This window comes from Streptomyces sp. NPDC056231 (assembly GCF_048270745.1).
Classification (GTDB): Bacteria; Actinomycetota; Actinomycetes; order Streptomycetales; family Streptomycetaceae; genus Streptomyces.
On sequence record NZ_JBLVKW010000047.1, the window covers coordinates 18,642 to 37,592 of the forward strand.

Genomic DNA, 18,951 nt, shown 5'->3' on the forward strand with positions numbered 1-18,951 from the left:
TCTCAAAGGCCCTGTTCCAGGGACTGCCGATGCTCTCCTTCCTCGACATCGAGAAACTCAGGCAGTTTGTAGCCCAGCGTGGTGAGCTGAGTGGCGATGTCGCAGAGAGTTCTACCCGTGATCCGGGCCGCTCGGAGAATGTGATCTGGATACACCGGCTCCACCGGAGAAAGCCACGGCGCCTGCCCGTCCAAATCCCGACTCATGATGCGAAGATCCGTAGGATCGGCCTCCAAGACAGAAGGAACCACAAAACCCAATTGCCGAAGACGCTCCGCAACCTCTTCCACGGACCACCCCGTCACCTCAGCCGCAGCCAAGACGTGACCCGGATGCACCGGCTCCTGGGGATCAAGCCACGGCGCCTCTTCATCCAAATCCTGACTCATGATGCGAGGATCCATAGGATCGGCCTCCAAGACAGAAGGAACCACAAAACCCAATTGCCGAAGACGCTCCGCAACCTCTTCCACGGACCACCCCGTCACCTCAGCCGCCTGCAACGCGTGATCCGGCCGTACCGGCTCCTGGGGATCAAGCCACGGCGCCTCTTCGTCCAAATCCCGACTCATGATGCGAAGATCCATAGGGTCGGTATCCAAGACAGGAGAAGCCACAAAACCCAATTGCCGAAGATGCTCCGCAACCTCATCCATAGACCGCCCCGTCACCTCAGCTGCCCGCAACACGTGGCTCGAACGTACCGGCTCCTCCGGATTAAGCCACGGCCCAATTCCGTCCAAACCACGGCTGACTACGAGGCGGTCGTCGGGTTTCAAGAGATGAGGCAAGGAGAGGGCGTCAAATCCAAGTTCCTTGAGGCGATTCTTAATCTCGCTGGTGGGCCTCGCCAGTCTGGCAACCACGCTTTCGAGGGAAGCTCTAATAGGGAATCTAAGCAAGGCTCTCCTCGAAGCTATTCCATCAAGTTCCGGGACCCACTCCGGCAGGAGAATGAAAACATCGGATGGGAGAAATGGTGAAAAATGAGGTTTCTTCGCGACTATTTTCGGAAAGAAGCCACTGCTCGTCAAAGCTTCCATCCTCGCCCGGACGAGCCTCGGGGGGAATCTCTTGTAAAGGCCGATTTGTGAATGCGAGACTTGGTCATCGAATATCGGATCCTCGGGGAAATAGCCACACTTCGCAATATCCACTGTGCGGCCTGCGATGAGCCAAGGCTCGAATCGCATCCGGACGGCCTCGGTGAAAATGCTGTCTGCCAACTCCGCGCTCTCGTTGAGAACACGCGCCAGCCAATCATGGCGGAATACGGCGTCCCCCGCCGTAAGCAGGTTCTGGATCTCGTTGCGCAGGAGCCTCTCGACCTCGTCGTTTGTTAGGTCGATGATGCGCCTGCGGTCCACCGTCAGACGGGGCACGTGTTTGCCCGACAGATTCACCACGGCCCCGAAGCGGTGTTGGCCCGCCCACAGTCCGTCGGCCAGTACCGCACCGTTGGTGTTGCACCACCACACCGCAGGTGTTGAGGTGGGTATGACCACCGCACCGTCCTCGCGAACGGACTCGGGAGCGTAGGGGTCCTCGGCCCCCAACGGGGCCCGGTCGCCCAAGACGTCCGCCTCCCAAGTCTGCCTGTGCCCTGTGTCGTCCCTCGCCATGACATCGAACTCGGACAACCACAGAATGCGACGCAGGACGTCGACGCAGGAGACTGTTTCCGGTGACCGCAGCCGGAGGCGGACACTGGTGTAGGCGTCGGGGCACCGTTCGAGACGCTGGATGCGAAACAGCGACCCCGGCCCTGCGATTTCCACCCGCAGATGCTCACCCGGCAGCCCCTCGCGGGTGAGCCGGCAGGTGGTGACGGTGATGTCGTCCGCCAGCATGAAATAGCTGAGCACTCCTACGCCGAACTGGCTGTTGGGGTGCATGGTGATGTCGTGTTCACTCCATTTCGCGTGCTCCTCGATGAATTCCGGTAGATCTGCGAACCGCATGCCGGCGTGGGAGTAGACATCGCGGAGTTCTCCTTCCCCCATGCCTATTCCGTTGTCGCGGCATTCCAGGTACGGGCCCTTCTCGTCCGTTCCCTGGGTGAAGCTGATCGTGCCCTTGTAGGACGACAACTGTGTTCCGGTGGCGCGCAGGTACTGGGTACGCGCCTGACGGTAACGGCAGGCGTCGAGGGCGTTCTGGTAGAGCTCCCGGATGGCGAGGGCCGGATCTCCGTAGAGCTCTTCGCCCATGAGTAGCTCCTGGATGCGGTCGTCGGCAAGCCTGAACCGCAGCTCGGTCGGCTCGTAGGCCCTGCGCTCGTCGTCGTCCTCCGCGGGAGTCACCTGGTCGGCGGTGACATGCAACGGCAGGTTGCGCAGAAGGGCTGGCCGCTCTTCGTTCCCAGCGTCTATATCGATCCGGGCCAGGAGCGTGCTCAGGGCGGAGACATGCTGGCGCAGGCCGAGCTCCACCGCGAGGTGGGAACAGGTGGCGCTCAACGACCATGTCCGCCCGTTTGATTCCCAGCGAAATCGTTCGAGCGTGCGGTGCAGACCCGGCAGATCCACGGCGTACCCGATGCCGATGTGGTCCACCACCACCCCGGGCAGCGCGATGGGATCGATGGCAAAGAGGTGGGCGATGCGGAGCAGTTCGGCCAGTTGATCCGTCCGGACCCGCTGAGCGGTCTCTGCCGCTCCTACGGTGCGGTGCGAGGCGGCTGAGTCCACCTGGCTCCCCGGGAGTTGCGGGGCACGCAGGAGGCGGGCTATCAGCCGGGCCTCCAGGACGTCCTCAATCAGCCTTTTCTCCCTGGGGGAGCGCTTGCCCAGGGGCACGGCGAGGCGGTCCAACAGGGCTTCCACCGAGGATGGGGAGTAGAGCTTGACCTGGCGCACCAGCCAGCGATGGAAGATCCACCAGCCGATCGCGTTGGAAGCCTTCCGGTCCTTGTTTCCCTGGGCCCGGCGTATCAGTCGAGGGTGGCTGCGGAGGAAGAGTTCGTAGTCCCGCCGGGTACGAGAGGTGCTTTGCGCTTCTGTGAGATCCGTAGGGTTGATCGTGCTGGACTGGTCGATGTTGTGCTGCCAGAACGCGGTGTGCAGGTACGGATGCGTGACGAGAAGGAACACCTCAGCTGCGGAGAGTTCGAGTTCCTCGGGACGCACACTGCTGGCGAGCAGCAGACTGTCGGTCCACTCGGCCAGCCGCTCGGTGAACGACCTGGAACGCCAGGGATCGTCGTCTCTCGAATCGGTGCCCGTCGCGACGGCGGCCGCGGCGGCCATTGCCGTGGCCGTGTCTCGTAGAAGGGCCAGGCCACGGTTGTCGGAGACGTAGCTCCACAGCGGATGGTCCCTGGCCGCCGTGACCCATTCGTGTTCGTCCGACGTGTCTCCGTCGAGCCCCGCCACGTGCCCGGAGGCCCCCGAGTATGCCCGGTTGCGGGCCAGTACGATCTGGGATCCCGCGTCACGGGTGCCGAGCTTCGGCAGCGGGACCCGGTGGCCGTCGACCGTCTTGCCTTTCAGTCTGCTGTGCAGTGCGTCGAAGACATCGCTCATGGTGAGCTCGGCGAGGTGCTCGCCATGGCGCCCGCCGCTCAGCGGGCCGCTGAGCCCTTCCCGCAGGAGCTTCGTCAACTCCAGTGTGAAGACACTGCCATCCGGCTGACAGATTGACTGCTCGGTCTCCGCCGCCGATGTCAGAACACAGGCGCCGGAGATCTCCGTCTCCTGCCGTGTCGGGGCCTGTTCATCGGACATGGAGAGCGCCCGGCCGCTGAAACAGCAGTCGATCACGACGACTTTCCGCTGCGCCCGCGATTTCGAGACCAGGTCACGGATCTCGTGGTAGTCCACCGAGTGGTGGGCACGCTGCCCACCGGAGTCCCTGGTCGCGAGAAGGAACGAACGATCAGGGCCGCCGAAGTGCCCGTGCCCCGCGTAGTAGAACAGCAGAAGATCGGTGGCCTCCTGTGCAGCCTTCTGCAGGGCGTCCAGCACGTCCAGGCACGTGCTGGACTCCGGTACGACGACGCATTCCTCCTCCGCTAGACCACCGACGTCATTGCTGGTCAGTAGTTCACGCAGGGCAGGCACGTTGTGCGCGACGCCTTTGAGCGGAGGAAGCTCGCAGAATTCCGAGACGCCGAAGAAGACCGCCCGCGAGGTAGCGGTGTTGGAGCTCACTCCTGCTCCCCCGAGGGAGTGCCCCCGTTCAGGCGCCGCAGGAGCTTGGCCAGCTCCTCGGCAGACAGGTGACCGATGTCCACCGTGCTGTCCCCGTGCACCAGACGTTGGCCTCCCGGCTGTCCGCCTGAGCCAGCCGGCCCCGGCTGCTGGGGAGGCCTGGTGGACCGCCAAGTAACGTAAGCCAAAGTAAAGTTCGCGATGTCCGTCGTATTGCTCAAGACGACGTTCAGCGCCTCGAGCGCGCTCATGGTCGGGCCGTGGCCGGCGACGGTGGTGACCGGCAGCCGGGCGGTTCCAGGATCTTTCGCCAGCCACGACTGCAGGTCGACGACCGACTCCTCGTCGCCGTCCGCCATGATGCAAAGTTCCATGCCGCACCGCCCCCTTGGTGTACGAATCACATCATCGTGATACTTGGGGAAGACTGTATCCATGAAGAACGGGACCGCGCAGGCCAAGTACTGTGCCACTGCCCTTGCCGCCCGGGCCCGTCCTCCAAGTAGTGCTCAGAGCGCGAAAATTTGCCGAGTTGGCGGGACATTAGGCGAGCGGTCGTGGGCAAGCACGGCTTAGTAGGCAACCTGCGGAGGGTCGTGGTGGGGCACCTGTGGGGCTCGCGGCCCTGAGGCCCGGATACGCCCAGCTCAGATTGGGTGCCCTGCGCGGACTGTAAATCTGCCGATGGAGGGTCGTCGGCGCCCTTATAGGCGGCCTCATGGGCCATCTGTGGGCCAGGGGTCCAGCCGAGTGCGACTCGGTCGTCGTTCTGCCAGGTCACATGTGTTGTGGACGGCCTTGGAACGACGCCCTTGAAAGCCGTCCCCGTGCGAATGCGGTAGAACTTTCCCTACTTCATCAAGGCGGCTCGCTCCGCTCGCCGCGCGCGCTATCGGCTCCAGCGCCGGGCCTGACGCTCCGCGCCTTCGGCGCCCGCTCTGGCCCGGCTCCGCCGGCGCGCGGCTGATCGAGCACACCAGATACGAGACGGTAGCCCGCGGGGACCGGGCCGGATCGGCTCCACGACTTTTGCCGCGCCATCTGTGCCGGGTATCGGATCGAGCGAGCCTTGACGGGGCTGCCCAGCCCTAGGCTCAGCCTGCCCGGCCCGCTCCTTTGGCAGCCCTACGCCTTGCCTAGCGTTATGGCCGGTCAGAACGACGCCTCCGGCGGGGGCGCTCCGGCTCCGGGATGACGGGGCCAGTCGAGCGGGTGCAGGTTGGTTTGTGGTGGGGGTGGGCAGGGGCGAGCTGTGGCTGAGGCAGTCGGTACCGTGCAGCTCTCGGAGCGAACAACGACAAGGGGCAGCATGGGCGAGAATGAACCGCATCAAGACTTCCGGGTCGGCGACATTCTACGAGTGAGCTGTCCGCCGGCCCAAGGTCGAGTGGCCGACGTGTCCCGCTTCCACGCTTCGGTCGAGTGGCCATGGGCCGAAATCGATCCACAGTCTGAGTTCAGGTGGAACGGCCAGAGGGCCTTCGCGATGTCGCCCGACTCCCCAGACTGGACCATGAGCCTGTTCAAAACCGACCCTGAGCCATGGAACCTGCACGTCGGTGACAGCTGCCGCGTAGGCATACCTGAGACGCTGGTGCGGATCATCGATATCGGCCGCTACGACCCTCCACAAGATGTGGGCTGGCTTCCCCGCCCTCACACGATGCTGGTCGTAGTGCCTGCCGACTACCCCGACGAGGCTCTTTCCGAGGACGACGGAGACACGATCGACCTCGACTCAGCGGCACCGGTGACGATCGAGCTGGTGTCTCGGAGCTGATCTGAACGTGAAGCTGATGTCGGCCGAGCGCTGAGCATCGACTCTTGCTTGCCCACCCGCTACGGGTGCCCCTGGGGGGCGTCAGGTAGCGGGTACAGGCTCCTTAGATAAGCAAGGGCAACACCAGACAGTCTCGGCCCCCAGCCCAGCTCCGCTTCCAGCTCGCGGCAGCGGGCCTCTGCACGGGCGCGCAACTGCTCGTCGGGCCTCACGTTCAGACTCTTACTGCTGTCTGGGGCAGTGCCGTAGGCGGCTCGTACGGGCCGGTCCGGTACGAACTCGCCTGAGACGAAACGACGAAGTCCTTCGTTAACGCGCTCCGTGAGCACATCTCCCCTGGCCCTCGCCGCCGATTTGATGTGCTCGTACTCTCGCGGTGTCACGGCCATGGCCATGTTGGGCGCCCCCTGCTTGGCCGCAGGGTCAGTCTGGCGAAGTCGGCCCCAAGCATTAGGGGCCAAGACCTCCTCGACAGCCTCCGCAAGCTCAGGTGAGCCCACGTCTTTCAGTCTTATGACTGCCGCAGCCAAGCGATCACGCAGAGGCGCTACTGCACCCTGAGGTTGAGTCACCACTGGTGTCCTCCCGATGAACGTCGCCAAGGGATCGTACGGGCGGCACAGACTGCAGTGCTCACGAGACGTGTAATCCTCCTGCAAGACTGCGGCCTCCGCCCACCACTTACCCGGGATGGGAGCCCACGACGCTCGCCACGAATCCGCTGGCACCCGCGGATCGGCTCTCGGCTCTGCCCTCTGGTCCATCCACTATGGGCGCGCGTCGGCGGCGGCACCGAGCGGGTCAAAGGCAGGAGCGCGGGCGCAGCTAGAGCCGGGAAGCCCGGCCGGGTGCCTTGACGAGGTGGGGAAACTTCTATCGCTGTCCGCTCTCTGGGCTGGACGACAAGGCGAGTGTGAGTACCTCACGGACCCGTGGAACCGCTGTACAGCAGCCCAGTACCGCAACCCCAGCAACCGCCCCCGTCCGCTAACGTCTCTCCGGGGCCCCTTGCATTTCAGGGGCGTGTTGGATGATCCGGGGGCAACGGTTGGCGTTCGCACGCCGTTTCAGGGGTACGCCCGTCGGCTGGGCGTAGGGGGGAGCAGGTGGTGTCGCAGGGGCGGGATCGGTCCTTTCTCGACAGCAACGGCTGGACGGTGGTGCGGCTCGTCGCGGCTGTGTGGGGAGCTGCCAGTAGCAGCAGTGCGGCGTGGGTGCGTGTGGTGTGGCTGGTGATCGGTGCTGGGACCGCCTGGGACCTTGTGCGGGATCTGGTCAGGCGACGTCGGCAGGGCGGGGCCGGGGTCGCCGACGTTGGTGACTGACATCGCGGACAACCGCGGGAAGGGAGAGGGCGGCAACGCCACCGCACCGGACCGGAAGTAGCGCCATCCCTCGGACACTCGTTGTCCTGGTCATTGTCCAGTGCGCTAACGATCACCGTCGTTCACCGCTGTACGCGAACCCCGTCTGACCTGCCCAGTGAACGCGCACGTACCTGTCCGTACGGTCGCCCGCACAGTTGGAAAGCGTGTTGGGGGCAACCCCTCACGAGTTCGAATCTCATATCCTCCGGCCGGCCTTGCTTCCGCTGTTCCGCATGCGGCGGCGCAGGCCAAGAGCTGAGCGGGATCGGCCGCGCCCGGTACGGCAGCAGGGCCCGGACCGCGCGTCGCGGTCCGGGCCCTGCCCCGTGCGGTGCCGCCCCGTGGCGGCGGCGCGTCAGCTCTGTGCGGTGTCGTCGCCCGCCTGCCCGGCGCCCTCAGCTGCGCCTGCCTTCTCGCGCATCTTGCGCACCAGCTCCGCCTTCTTGTCCGCTGCATTCTGGCGGTCGAGGTTGCGGTGCGGACCGTTGTTCTGCCGTTCGGTGCGGGACAGCTTCTTGCGCTGGCCGCCGCCCTGGCCCACGGGGTTGTTGATGTTCTTGCTGTCGGTCACGGGTTCTCCCGGTAATGATGTGAAGTGATCTACGGATTCATCGGTGGGGGACGGGCGGCGACGTCGAAGGACGTCAGCAGGGGCCCATCACGCTCTCACTCGTAAATCGGCGTCTGGAAGAACATGACAAAGACGTTACCCGCTTCCGGCGGCCCTGCACACCAACCTTTTCGCCGCCCCGGCGTCGGCCGCCCTCGGACGGCCCCGCGCCCACTCCACCGGCGGGCAGGGCCGTCTGTGGGCCGTCCGAGGGCGGCCAACGACGACAGACAACGACAGCTACCGACCACTCTCGTCCTCCTCAGTGACGGTCCGGTGGGTACCGCCGCAGGTGCCAATCCGCGAAGGTAAGTTGAGCAACTTCAGAGGGTTCTATCGGGGAAACAGCTACTGGGTTGCGGCCGCCAGCTCAGACGTAGCGGAACACCCTTTGACGGGTACGACGGCACTCGGAGGTGTGCGTGCCGCCGCCGTGGTGTCCGACGGGGTATCGAGGCTCGTCACCGAATACGGGATGGCGACTTGGTTCGACGCCTTTGCAGCGCTGCGGCGTGGGGGCCCCGAGAGCTGATCGATAACGTGCGTGAAGTGGAAGCGACGGACCCGACGGGTCGGCGGTGGCATCGCTACAAGTCAGGCGATGACGCAACCGTCGCGTTCTGCCAGTGGCGACCTCGCGAGCGGCAGTCGTCGCTTGCGCTGACATCCATGCGGACTTGGGCCAGTCTCAGTTCTAGTCTCGATTGCTGCTCAATCCGGTGCGGTACGCGCTTGTCCGTGGACGTTCGGTATGGCGCCTGACCTGCAGCGCGAACCGACTACCGGACGCCCCTGGACCCCTGTGGAACAAGCCCGGACAGCTTGTAATGCGTAGTTCGACAGCATCCGTGCCCACTGACGATCCGCCTTCCGCGGACAAGGTCGGTCAGGCCAGCCGGCACGTTGGTGACGGCAACAGTTGACGGCAACGTCACCGCATGACGGCGGACCACTGATAGTTGTGGCGTCGCCCGGTGTCGGCGCAGAAGACGCAGGGCCGCGGGTCTCACGACTGGTCGGCCGAACTCCTAAAGCGGGTGTCGGCCTGCCCGGCTCGCCTCTAGAGAGCACGGCCCCTCAGCGGGCTGTGGGCCAGGTATGGGCCACCGAAGCGCCGCCGGGGGTCACTTTTAGCGAATGTGCAGGTCAGAGAGTCAGGAATTCGCGTATGCGGGCGGTCTTGGAAAACCGTCGCTGTGCTGCTGGCGCTTCAGTGTGACGCTGCTACACCTAGGTGGCGTCGTACTCGTGGGGGCGGCCGCCCTGCCATTGCACCCACTGTGGATCGTCCAGTACGTCACCGGCGTCGGGCAGGCCCGCGCGGCGCAGGAACTCGATCACGTCGTTGTCGCTGCGGGCGAGGCCTGCGACCTGGGCGCGGATCGTCACCCGTCGGCCACCGGTTCCGGCTGGGCGGTGGATGACGATGGGTGCTTCGCTCATGTCCTCAGGTTCTGATAGTCCGTGGTTCACAGCACTCCCAGCTCTCTGTCCGGCCGGCAGTACGGGCAGGCCGTGATGCCGTCTTCCGTGAGCGCACGCAGGGCCTGCTCCCGGGTCATCGGCTTGGTTCTCTTGCCGCCCATGCCGCAGTCGCCCGTGTGGACGGCGTCGGCATGGGACGTTCCGCCCGCGCGCTGCAGGGAGAGTTTCCAGTCGGGTGCCGGCGGCGGCAGGGTGCGTGCTGCCCGGGCGGCTGCGGCCTCGCGTTCTTCCAGCTCGGCGATCGTCCGATCGGTTCGGCCGAGCTGGTACGCGTGCCACTCTCGCACGATGCGCAGGCGATCCAGACGAGAGAGGTTTTCGGACACGTATTCGATTCTAGGTATCGGTGGGCCGCTGTGCGCGCACCCTCTCTCTCGTGTAATCGGTCACTGTCCCTCGGAATCGCTGGGCCGTCTCTGGGCCGTCTGTGGGCCGTCAAAGGGCCGCCGACGTCGACTAATGACGACCAGCGACGACCGGTCGTATATGCACCTCACCCCTCCTGACCTGGCGAAGGCCTCTGCGACCATGGCGTGTCTGCGACACTGGATGAACCATGCCTAAGCCCGGAGAACTCACTTTCGTCGCGCCCCGCGGAGCCAAGAAGCCGCCGCGGCACCTCGCCGACCTCACGCCCGCCGAGCGCAAGGAAGCCGTCGCCGCGATCGGCGAGAAGCCGTTCCGCGCGCAGCAGCTGTCGCAGCACTACTTCGCGCGGTACACGCACGACCCGGCCGAGTGGACCAACATCCCGGCCGGTTCACGGGACAAGCTCGCCGAGGCGATGTTCCCCGAGCTGATGTCTGTGGTCCGGCACATCAGCTGCGACGACGACACCACCCGTAAGACGCTGTGGAAGCTGCACGACGGGACCCTGGTCGAGTCCGTCCTGATGCGCTACCCGGAGCGGGTGACGATGTGCATCTCGTCGCAGGCCGGATGCGGGATGAACTGCCCGTTCTGCGCGACGGGGCAGGCCGGTCTGGACCGCAATCTGTCGACCGCCGAGATCGTCCACCAGATCGTGGACGGCATGCGTGCGCTGCGCGACGGGGAGGTTCCGGGCGGGCCCGCGCGGCTCTCCAACATCGTCTTCATGGGCATGGGTGAGCCGCTCGCCAACTACAAGAGGGTGGTCGGCGCGATTCGCCGGCTGACCGACCCGGAGCCGGACGGTCTCGGTCTTTCGCAGCGCGGCATCACGGTCTCCACCGTGGGCCTGGTGCCGGCCATGCTGCGCTTTGCCGACGAGGGCTTCAAGTGCCGTCTCGCCGTCTCGCTGCACGCGCCGGACGACGAGTTGCGGGACACGCTCGTGCCGGTGAACACGCGCTGGAAGGTACGCGAGGTGCTGGACGCGGCGTGGGAGTACGCGGAGAAGTCCGGCCGCCGGATCTCCATCGAGTACGCGCTGATCCGCGACATCAACGACCAGGCCTGGCGCGGTGACCTGCTCGGTCGGCTCCTCAAGGGCAAGCGCGTCCATGTCAACCTGATCCCGCTCAACCCGACGCCCGGCTCGAAGTGGACCGCTTCCCGCCCCGAGGACGAGAAGGCGTTCGTCGACGCGATCGCCTCCCACGGAGTGCCCGTGACCGTGCGGGACACCCGCGGCCAGGAGATCGACGGGGCCTGCGGGCAGCTGGCGGCATCCGAGCGCTGAGGCCGAAACGGCCCGTGTAACCTGGGCCGGAAATCAACTTCATATTCCGACAGGGGAGCGCCACAGCGCTGAGAGTGCGGCACCGAGGACAGGTTGGCCGCAGACCCTCTGAACCTCGCCCGGGTCATTCCGGGTAGGAAGTTCGGTCATCAACTCATGCTGTTGCGCCCTGCCCGCTTCTCCAAGGGCAGGGCCGCGTCTCTTCCTGGTCAAACCCAGGAGGAATTCATAATGAGCACCACCCGCACCACGCGTGGGACCAAGCAGCTCGCGGCAACGGCCCTTGCTGCCGCGCTCGGCGTCACGACACTTGCCGGCTGCGGCAGTTCCGACGACTCGGCATCAGGGGCCGGTGACACGAAGGGCTCCGGCTCCAAGACCGTGACGCTTGTCAGTCACGACTCGTTCAACGCCTCCAAGGACGTGCTGAAGGCGTTCACGAAGGAGACCGGCTACACGGTCAAGGTGCTGAAGAGCGGTGACGCAGGCACTGCCCTCAACCAGGAGATCCTGACCAAGGGTTCCCCGCGAGGCGATGTGTTCTTCGGCGTCGACAACACGCTGCTCTCCCGTGCCCTCGACAACGGGCTGTTCACCCCGTACGAGGCGAAGGGCATCGACCGGGTCGCGGCCGATACCCAACTGGACGCGGCCAAGCACCGGGTCACTCCGATCGACACCGGCGACATCTGCATCAACTACGACAAGAAGTACTTCGCCGACAAGAAGCTCGCACCGCCGAAGACCTTCGACGACTTGGCGAAGCCCGCGTACAAGAACCTTCTCGTCACCGAGAACGCCGCGACCTCGTCGCCCGGTCTCGGCTTCCTGCTCGGCACCGTCGCCACCTACGGCGAGAGCGGATACCAGGACTACTGGAAGAAGCTGAAGAGCAACGGCGTGAAGGTGGTCGACGGCTGGGAGCAGGCGTACAACGAGGAGTTCTCCGGGTCTGCGGGCGGCAAGAAGGCCAAGGCGGACCGGCCGCTCGTCGTCTCGTACGCCTCCAGCCCGCCGGTCGAGGTGCTCTACGCGAAGCCGCAGCCGAGCGAGGCTCCGACCGGGGTCGCGACCGGGACGTGCTTCCGTCAGATCGAGTTCGCCGGTCTGCTGAACGGCGCGAAGAACGAGGCGGGCGGCAAGGCGCTGCTGGACTTCCTGATCAGTAAGAAGTTCCAGGAGGACATGCCGCTCAACATGTTCGTGAGCCCCGTCACCAAGGACGCGAAGCTGCCGGAGCTCTTCACGGAGTTCGGCGCCACGGTCGACAGGCCCACCACCGTGGCCCCGGACGCCATCGCCAAGAACCGTGAGCAGTGGGTCCAGTCGTGGTCCTCGCTCGTAGTGAAGTAGCGAAGAGTCCCGTACGCGGTCCGGGCGCGGGCGGGAAGGGTTCGCCCGCCCGGTCCAGGCTCGCGGATCCCCGTCGCGCGGGGGCGTGGCGGGGAAGTGTGGTGCGGCTCGGTCTGATGGCCGTGCCCGTCGCGTTCTTCGCGCTGTTCTTCGCCTACCCCGTCGTCGCGATCGTCGGCCGCGGGCTGAAGGCCGACGGCACCTGGCAGTTCGGCCGGATCGGCGAGGTGCTGACCCGGCCGGACATCCTCGACGTCCTCTGGTTCACCACCTGGCAGGCCCTCGCGTCGACCGCGCTGACCCTGTTGATCGCGCTGCCCGGCGCGTATGTCTTCGCCCGCTTCGACTTCCCCGGCAAGCAGGTGCTGCGGGCGGTCGTCACCGTGCCGTTCGTCCTGCCGACCGTCGTCGTGGGGACGGCCTTCCTGGCGCTGCTGGGGCGCGGCGGTTTCCTCGACGAACTGGCGGGCGTGCGTCTCGACACCACGGTGTGGGCGATCCTGCTCGCCCATGTCTTCTTCAACTACGCGGTCGTCGTGCGGACCGTCGGCGGACTGTGGTCGCAGCTCGACCCGCGGCAGGAGGAGGCCGCCCGGGTGCTGGGCGCCGGGCGGTTCGCGGCGTGGCGGCGGGTCACTCTGCCGGCCCTCGCGCCCGCGGTGGCCGCCGCCGGGCTGATGGTCTTCCTCTTCACGTTCACCTCCTTCGGGGTCGTGCAGATCCTCGGCGGTCCGGGCTACTCCACGCTGGAGGTCGAGATCTACCGGCAGACCGCCCAGCTCCTCGACCTTCCGACGGCCGCCGTGCTGACACTGGTTCAGTTCGCTGCGGTCGGCGCGATCCTGGCCGTGCACGCGTGGACCGTGCGGCGCGGGGAAATGGCGCTGAAGCTGGTCGATCCGGCGCAGACCTCCCGCAGGCCGCGCGGTACCGGGCAGTGGGCGCTGCTCGGCGGGGTGCTGCTGACGGTCCTGGTGCTGATCCTGCTGCCGCTCGGCGTGCTGGTGGAACGTTCGCTGGACACCCCCGGCGGCTTCGGCTTCGGCTACTACCGCGCCCTGCAGTCCGCGGAGGCGAGCGGCAGCACGTTCCTGGTCGCGCCCCTCGAAGCGATCGGGAACTCACTGCAGTACGCGCTGGTCGCGACTGTGATCGCGCTGATCGTCGGCGGGCTCGCGGCGGCCGCGCTGACGCTCCCCCGGCCTCGAACAGACTCGGCCGGGGGAACCTCCCTGGCCGGGCGGCTGGTCCGGGGTTTCGACGCGCTGCTGATGCTGCCTCTCGGGGTGTCCGCCGTCACCGTCGGCTTCGGTTTTCTGATCACGCTGGACAGGCCCCCGCTGGACCTGCGGACATCGTGGATCCTGGTGCCGCTCGCCCAGGCGCTGGTCGGCGTTCCCTTTGTCGTACGGACGATGCTGCCGGTCCTGCGGGCGGTGGACGGGCGGCTCCGGGAGGCGGCGGCGGTGCTCGGGGCGTCGCCGCTGCGGGCCTGGCGCGAGGTCGATCTGCCGCTGGTGCGAAGAGCGGTGCTGGTCGCGGCGGGCTTCGCGTTCGCCGTGTCGCTCGGCGAGTTCGGGGCGACGGTGTTCATCGCGCGGCCCGACAACCCGACCCTGCCGGTGGCCGTGGCGCGGCTGCTCGGACGGTCCGGGGAGCTCAACTACGGGCAGGCGATGGCGCTCAGCACGATTCTGATGCTGGTGTGCGCGGTGTCGCTGCTACTGCTCGAACGTATCCGCCCGGACCGGTCCGGGGAGTTCTGACGATGCTCGGGGTGTTCTGGACGTGCTGACACTGGAATCCGCCACAGTCCTCTTCGGGAAGCGGGCGGCGCTCGACGCGGTGGACCTGACGGTCGCGGACCACGAGATCGTCTGTGTCCTGGGGCCCAGCGGAAGCGGTAAGTCGACCCTGCTGCGTGTGGTTGCCGGACTGCACCCGCCGGACGGCGGCCGGGTGCTCCTCGACGGCGCCGACCAGGCCGGCGTGCCGGTCCACCGGCGCCGTCTCGGCCTGATGTTCCAGGATCATCAGCTCTTTCCGCATCGGGACGTCGGCGCCAACGTCGCCTTCGGGCTGCGCATGCACGGCGTCACACGCGGCGACCAGGACCGCAGGGTCGCCGAACTTCTCGAAATGGTGGGCCTGCCCGGCGCCGAACGGCGGGCCGTCGCCGCACTGTCCGGCGGAGAACAGCAGCGCGTCGCCCTCGCGCGAGCGCTCGCCCCGCGGCCGAAGCTGCTGATGCTGGACGAGCCGCTCGGCCAGCTGGACCGCAGTCTGCGCGAACGCCTCGTCGTCGAACTGCGCACCCTGTTCGCCCGGTTGGGGACGACGGTGCTCGCGGTCACCCACGACCAGGGCGAGGCCTTCGCTCTCGCCGACCGGGTCATCGTGATGCGCGACGGGCGGATCGCCCAGGCGGGCACCCCGTTGGAGGTATGGCAGCGCCCCGCCTCCGCGTTCGTCGCCCGGTTCCTCGGCTTCGACAACGTGGTGGACGCGACGGTGACCGGCGCCGAGGCCGGTACGGCGTGGGGGAAGGTGCCGGTGCCGCACGGCTCGCCACAGGGCCCGTGCGCCCTGCTGGTGCGTCCGGCGGGCGTACGGCTCGGATCCCCGGAGTCCGGGCTCCGCTGCACGGTCGGCGCGCGCACCTTCCGGGGCAACCATGTCGCCGTGACCCTTCACCCCGAGAGCGGACCGCTCCTGGAGGCGGAGTGCCCGCTGCGGGACACCCCTCAGGAGGGCGCGTCGGTGGGCGTGACCTTCGACGCGTCGGAGACAGTGGTACTGCCCGCGGCGTTCTGAGGGCTGTCCCGTAGGCACAGCGCGCCCCGGCACGGCTGAAGCGGACCGGCTCAGCACCGTCCCAGGGCGGGTTTCGAAAGTCCCGTCTGCCAGGCGGCGTCCGGCACGCACCGGACCGACCCGACGCGTCGGTCGAGACCGTCACCGTCACGTTCACCGATCGCGGCGACAAGATCACCGAGATGGTCGTCCAGCAGCGCGCCGGCAAGCTCACGGCCGAGCAGTATGCGGCGGCGGATGACGGCTGGGAGGCGTTCTTCGATGCGCCGGCGAACCGGCTCGCAACGTGCTGAACCGCTCGGCCGGACGGTCAGCGGGACAGCCGGGCGAGTGCCTCGGCGGCCTCGTCCACCGTGTCGACCAGGGCGATACGGGACTCCATCGGCCGGCCGGCGGCCAGCGTCCGCAGCAGTGGCCAGGCGGGCACTTCCTCCGTCCAGTGGGCGCGGCCGACCAGCACCATCGGGGTCGGTGCGCCGCGTGAGCCGTAATAGTTCGGCGTCGCGTTGTCGAAGACCTCCTGCACGGTTCCGGCGGCGCCCGGCAGGAAGACGACGCCCGCCGTGGAGCGGGCGAGCAGCCCGTCCTCGCGCAGCGCGTTGGTGAAGTATTTGGCGATGTGGTCGGCGAACGGATTCGGCGGCTCATGACCGTAGAACCAGGTGGGGATCGAGACCGAGCCGCCGCCGTCCGGCCAGCATTCCCGCACGGCGAAGGCGGCCAGCGCCCAGTCGGTGACCGACGGGGTGAACGACGGTGCGGCGGCAAGGAGTTCGCATGCCTTGTCCAGCATCGGATCGGGATGCGGCGCCGCGTAGGCACCGAGGTTCGCCGCCTCCATCGCGCCCGGACCGCCGCCGGTGGCCACCGTCAGCCCGGTGCGCGCCAGGGTCCGGCCCAGCCGGGCCGCGGCCGCGTACGCCGCGCTGCCGCGCGCGCTCGCGTGGCCGCCCATCACCCCGACCACCCGCGCCGTGGTGAGGATTTCGTCCAATGCGTCGGAGACCGCGTCGTCATGGAGCGCGCGCAGCATCGAGGCGAAGACGTCGCCGTTCGCGCGGGTCCGCTGGAACCAGCGGTACGCGCGGGCGTCGGGCGTCGCCTCGTAACCCCCCTCCGCCAGCCCTTCGTAGAGCGCGTCGGGGGAGTAGAGCAGGCCGCGGTACGGATCGAAGGGCAGCCCCGGCACGGGCGGGAAGACGAACGCCCCGTCGGCCCGCACCTTCGCCGCCGCGTCCGGCTCCAGCCGGCAGCCGAAGAAGACCGCGCCGGACGTGTCCGCGGCGAACAGCGCGGCGCTGCGGTCCGTCAGATCGACGGACTGGATGCGATGTCCGGCCAGTGACCCGCCGGCGATCACCGCGTCGAATTCGGCGAGCGACTCGATCTCGATGCCGGCTGCGGGAATGCTGTCGTCCGGGTTCTCCACACTGTCATGCTACGTACCGGCCGGCGCGTACCGCTCCAGCCGCACGGTCATGTACCGCCCGCGCGGGAGGTGGCACCGCGACGGACATGGCGCCCAGGCCGGAGCCGGACGGAGCGGTGCGAGCGCCCGTACCATCGGGCCCGTCTCCCGCCGCACTGCGTGGCACCGCCGCCGTCTGCGCCGTACCGGGAACGTGGCAGTCAGCGGTGCCGTCACCGGGCTCATCGGACTGCCCGTCGTGCCGGTCGCCGCGTCTGCCGACTGCCCTCAGCCGGTCAGCGGCAGCGCGGCCAATTCGGCGATCGCCCAGGTGATCGGGGCGAATACGACCAGCAGAATGCCGACCCGCAGGGCCGTCGCTGCCCGCAGCGCCGAGGCCGGCGCACCGAGCCGCAGAAGCGTCTGAGCCAGGTGGGCGCGGGCCTGCTTCGCCTCCAGGGCGGAGGTCAGCAGCGTCGCCGTCGTGCAGCCCAGTACGAGTACGGCGCCGAGCGCGGCGAGCGGGCCGACGGCACGCGGACCTGTCCCGTACAGCGCGAACGCCGCGATCACCGCGGAGAGCACCGCGCAGACCACACCCAGCGGCCGGCCGATCCGGCGCGCCTCGTCCATCAGCACCCTTCCGGCCATCAGGCGTACGGCTCCGGGACGCACCGCCTGCAGCAGCTGTCCGCAGAGGTACGTCAGTCCGGGGCCCGCCGTGGCCAGACCGATTGCCGTCAGCGACCATCCCGCCAGCACCCACACCGAGGTGCCGTCGGGAATTCCCGGCAGGGGGAACGGGCTGCCCACGCCATCACGGCTCGCGTACGCCTCGACCGCGAGACCGGCTGCCGCCAGCGCCACGCCCCACGGCAGTCCGGTCGGCGGAGCCGGCGGAGCCGGGATCTGCTCGTCCGGCACGATGTCCTGAGTGCCGTCCTCCGGCACCGCCGCCTGGAGCGGCCGGGCGCGCAGCGCCAACGCGCTCGCCGCCGCCGCGGCCACCGGCACCAGCGTCAGCAGCACAAGAGTCGCGGCCACCGGCAACGGGGCTCCTGCGGCCAGCAGTTCGGCCGCCGCGCCGTCGAACGGCAGCCCGGTCAGATCGCCGCGCAGATGCACGAAGAAGAGCAGCGCCACCATCGACCCGAGGGTGCAGGACATGGCGGTGGAGACCGCGGCCAGCACACCGAGCCGGACCGGCCCCAGACCGACGGCGGACAGCCCCGGACGCGGGCGGGTGCTCGGGTCCGTACGGGCCACCGCGACCGCGAACTGCACGGTGGCGGCCAGCGGCACGAAGCACCACAGCAGCCGCAGCACCGAGGCGGTCGAGTAGGCCGGATGCGTCGACGCGTAGGCCAGGGTGCACAGCAGCAGGAAGCCGACCCCGGCTGAGGCGGCCGCGACCAGCAGCCGCCGCACCAGGACCAGCGGATGGGTACCGCGGGCTAGACGGAGAGCGAGCACGCCGCGCGGCCTTCCGTGTCGGACACCGCGGGCAGGGCGACGGTGGCGACGCGACGGCCGTCCAGCAACGGGACCGTGCGGTCTGCCAGCGAGGCGACCTCCACGTCATGGGTGGCGAGCACGACCGTGATGCCGTGCGAGCGGGCGGCGCTCGTCAGTGTCCGCAGCACGTGGGTGCGGTCCGTGCGGTGCAGCGTCGCGGTCGGCTCGTCGGCGAAGATCACCGTGGGTGAGCCGGCCAGCGCGCGGGCGACGGCGATCCGCTGGCGCTGCCCCTGGAGCAGCATGTGCGGCCGCTGCTTGGCGCACATGCCGATGTCGAGCCGCTCCAGCCACTCCATGGCGGCCTTCTTCGCGGCGCGGTGCGAGGTGCCGCGCAGCAGCAGGGGGAGCGCTGCGTTCTCCCAGGTGTTCAGCTCCGGTACGAGCTGGGGATCGGGTGCGATCCAGCCGAACCGGTCACGGCGCAGCCGCTCGCGCAGCCGCGGACCCATGGTGTGGACCGGAACGCTGTTGAACCACACCTCGCCCTGCTGAGGCACCAGTTGGCCGGAGAGGCAGTGCAGCAGAGTCGTCTTGCCGCTGCCTCGCGGGCCGGTCACGGCGAGGATCTCGCCGTCGTGGATCTCCAGGGAGATCCCGCCGAGCGCGGGTGAGCCGTTGTGGGAGTGGTGCAGGGAACGCGCCCAGATCACGTCGTTGTCCGGCGGGGCCACCATGGCGTACACCTCGGTTCAGATCAGATTTCCCGTCCCCCGTACGGGGGAACGAGGAGGAGGCCGATCGGTCACTCGGCACCGTAAGGATTCGGACCGTGGTGTGCGCACAGCACGCGGCCCGGGTGCGC

Annotated in this window: 13 protein-coding genes, 1 pseudogene and 1 riboswitch; of the genes and pseudogenes, 6 read left to right on the forward strand and 8 right to left on the reverse strand. The window is 67.9% G+C overall.

The features are described 5' to 3' along the window. Positions 1 to 2 precede the first annotated feature (2 nt). Positions 3 to 4,151 carry a caspase, EACC1-associated type gene (locus ACNPQM_RS29065; protein WP_418086297.1) on the reverse strand — a complete coding sequence of 1,383 codons (4,149 nt, stop codon included), beginning with the start codon at positions 4,149 to 4,151 and terminating at the stop codon, positions 3 to 5. Beyond that, positions 4,148 to 4,525, reverse strand: a complete 378-nt coding sequence (locus tag ACNPQM_RS29070; RefSeq protein ID WP_418086298.1) for an effector-associated constant component EACC1 — start codon at positions 4,523 to 4,525, stop codon at positions 4,148 to 4,150. The genes ACNPQM_RS29065 and ACNPQM_RS29070 overlap by 4 nt, the downstream gene beginning before the upstream one ends. A 935-nt stretch (positions 4,526 to 5,460) precedes the next feature. Here ACNPQM_RS29070 and ACNPQM_RS29075 point away from each other — a divergent pair. After that, complete coding sequence (locus ACNPQM_RS29075) at positions 5,461 to 5,931, forward strand: hypothetical protein (protein ID WP_418086299.1); 471 nt, start codon at positions 5,461 to 5,463, stop codon at positions 5,929 to 5,931. 1,722 nt (positions 5,932 to 7,653) lie between these two features. Here the strand turns inward: ACNPQM_RS29075 and ACNPQM_RS29080 are convergent. The 3 genes from ACNPQM_RS29080 to ACNPQM_RS29090 all read right to left on the reverse strand — a co-directional run bounded on the left by ACNPQM_RS29080 (position 7,654) and on the right by ACNPQM_RS29090 (position 9,719). Further along, a complete protein-coding gene (locus ACNPQM_RS29080) occupies positions 7,654 to 7,869 on the reverse strand; it encodes a DUF6243 family protein (protein WP_418086300.1) in 216 nt (71 codons plus the stop codon). A 1,269-nt stretch (positions 7,870 to 9,138) separates the two neighbouring features. Beyond that, positions 9,139 to 9,351, reverse strand: coding sequence for a hypothetical protein (locus ACNPQM_RS29085; protein ID WP_418086301.1), 213 nt, complete (start codon positions 9,349 to 9,351; stop codon positions 9,139 to 9,141). 26 nt (positions 9,352 to 9,377) lie between these two features. After that, positions 9,378 to 9,719, reverse strand: coding sequence for a DUF6233 domain-containing protein (locus tag ACNPQM_RS29090; RefSeq protein WP_418086302.1), 342 nt, complete (start codon positions 9,717 to 9,719; stop codon positions 9,378 to 9,380). Between the two features lie 230 nt (positions 9,720 to 9,949). On the opposite strand from ACNPQM_RS29090, the gene rlmN reads away from it, so the two are divergent. The 5 genes and pseudogenes from rlmN to ACNPQM_RS29115 all read left to right on the forward strand — a co-directional run. Further along, positions 9,950 to 11,056 carry a 23S rRNA (adenine(2503)-C(2))-methyltransferase RlmN gene (gene rlmN, locus ACNPQM_RS29095; protein WP_358860124.1) on the forward strand — a complete coding sequence of 369 codons (1,107 nt, stop codon included), beginning with the start codon at positions 9,950 to 9,952 and terminating at the stop codon, positions 11,054 to 11,056. Between the two features lie 41 nt (positions 11,057 to 11,097). Further along, positions 11,098 to 11,214, forward strand: a riboswitch (TPP riboswitch). A gap of 73 nt (positions 11,215 to 11,287) precedes the next feature. After that, a complete protein-coding gene (locus ACNPQM_RS29100) occupies positions 11,288 to 12,409 on the forward strand; it encodes a thiamine ABC transporter substrate-binding protein (protein ID WP_358860125.1) in 1,122 nt (373 codons plus the stop codon). A gap of 116 nt (positions 12,410 to 12,525) precedes the next feature. Then, the gene (locus ACNPQM_RS29105) at positions 12,526 to 14,175 is read left to right on the forward strand and encodes an ABC transporter permease (RefSeq protein ID WP_358860126.1); all 1,650 of its coding nucleotides are present in this window, start codon (positions 12,526 to 12,528) and stop codon (positions 14,173 to 14,175) included. A 22-nt stretch (positions 14,176 to 14,197) separates the two neighbouring features. After that, positions 14,198 to 15,223 carry an ABC transporter ATP-binding protein gene (locus ACNPQM_RS29110; RefSeq protein WP_418086303.1) on the forward strand — a complete coding sequence of 342 codons (1,026 nt, stop codon included), beginning with the start codon at positions 14,198 to 14,200 and terminating at the stop codon, positions 15,221 to 15,223. Positions 15,224 to 15,345: 122 nt separating this feature from the next. Further along, positions 15,346 to 15,516, forward strand: a pseudogene (locus ACNPQM_RS29115) (SRPBCC domain-containing protein); the annotation flags it as partial. Positions 15,517 to 15,533: 17 nt separating this feature from the next. Here the strand turns inward: ACNPQM_RS29115 and ACNPQM_RS29120 are convergent. The 3 genes from ACNPQM_RS29120 to ACNPQM_RS29130 all read right to left on the reverse strand — a co-directional run bounded on the left by ACNPQM_RS29120 (position 15,534) and on the right by ACNPQM_RS29130 (position 18,823). Then, complete coding sequence (locus ACNPQM_RS29120; protein ID WP_418086304.1) at positions 15,534 to 16,652, reverse strand: LOG family protein; 1,119 nt, start codon at positions 16,650 to 16,652, stop codon at positions 15,534 to 15,536. 267 nt (positions 16,653 to 16,919) lie between these two features. Then, positions 16,920 to 18,104 (reverse strand): hypothetical protein, encoded by a 1,185-nt coding sequence (locus ACNPQM_RS29125; protein WP_418086305.1) that lies wholly within the window; start codon positions 18,102 to 18,104, stop codon positions 16,920 to 16,922. Next, entirely contained in the window at positions 18,086 to 18,823 is a 738-nt protein-coding gene (locus ACNPQM_RS29130; RefSeq protein ID WP_418086306.1) for an ABC transporter ATP-binding protein, read from the reverse strand. The genes ACNPQM_RS29125 and ACNPQM_RS29130 overlap by 19 nt, the downstream gene beginning before the upstream one ends. Between the last annotated feature and the right edge of the window lie 128 nt (positions 18,824 to 18,951).

Bases quoted from the DNA above. Each gene is read 5' to 3' on its own strand.
- ACNPQM_RS29105 (WP_358860126.1), top strand. From the start codon at position 12,526: ATGGCCGTGCCCGTCGCGTTCTTCGCGCTGTTCTTCGCCTACCCCGTC.
- ACNPQM_RS29075 (WP_418086299.1), top strand. From the start codon at position 5,461: ATGGGCGAGAATGAACCGCATCAAGACTTCCGGGTCGGCGACATTCTA.
- ACNPQM_RS29130 (WP_418086306.1), bottom strand. From the start codon at position 18,823: ATGGTGGCCCCGCCGGACAACGACGTGATCTGGGCGCGTTCCCTGCAC.
- ACNPQM_RS29100 (WP_358860125.1), top strand. From the start codon at position 11,288: ATGAGCACCACCCGCACCACGCGTGGGACCAAGCAGCTCGCGGCAACG.
- ACNPQM_RS29070 (WP_418086298.1), bottom strand. From the start codon at position 4,525: ATGGAACTTTGCATCATGGCGGACGGCGACGAGGAGTCGGTCGTCGAC.
- rlmN (WP_358860124.1), top strand. From the start codon at position 9,950: ATGCCTAAGCCCGGAGAACTCACTTTCGTCGCGCCCCGCGGAGCCAAG.
- ACNPQM_RS29085 (WP_418086301.1), bottom strand. From the start codon at position 9,351: ATGAGCGAAGCACCCATCGTCATCCACCGCCCAGCCGGAACCGGTGGC.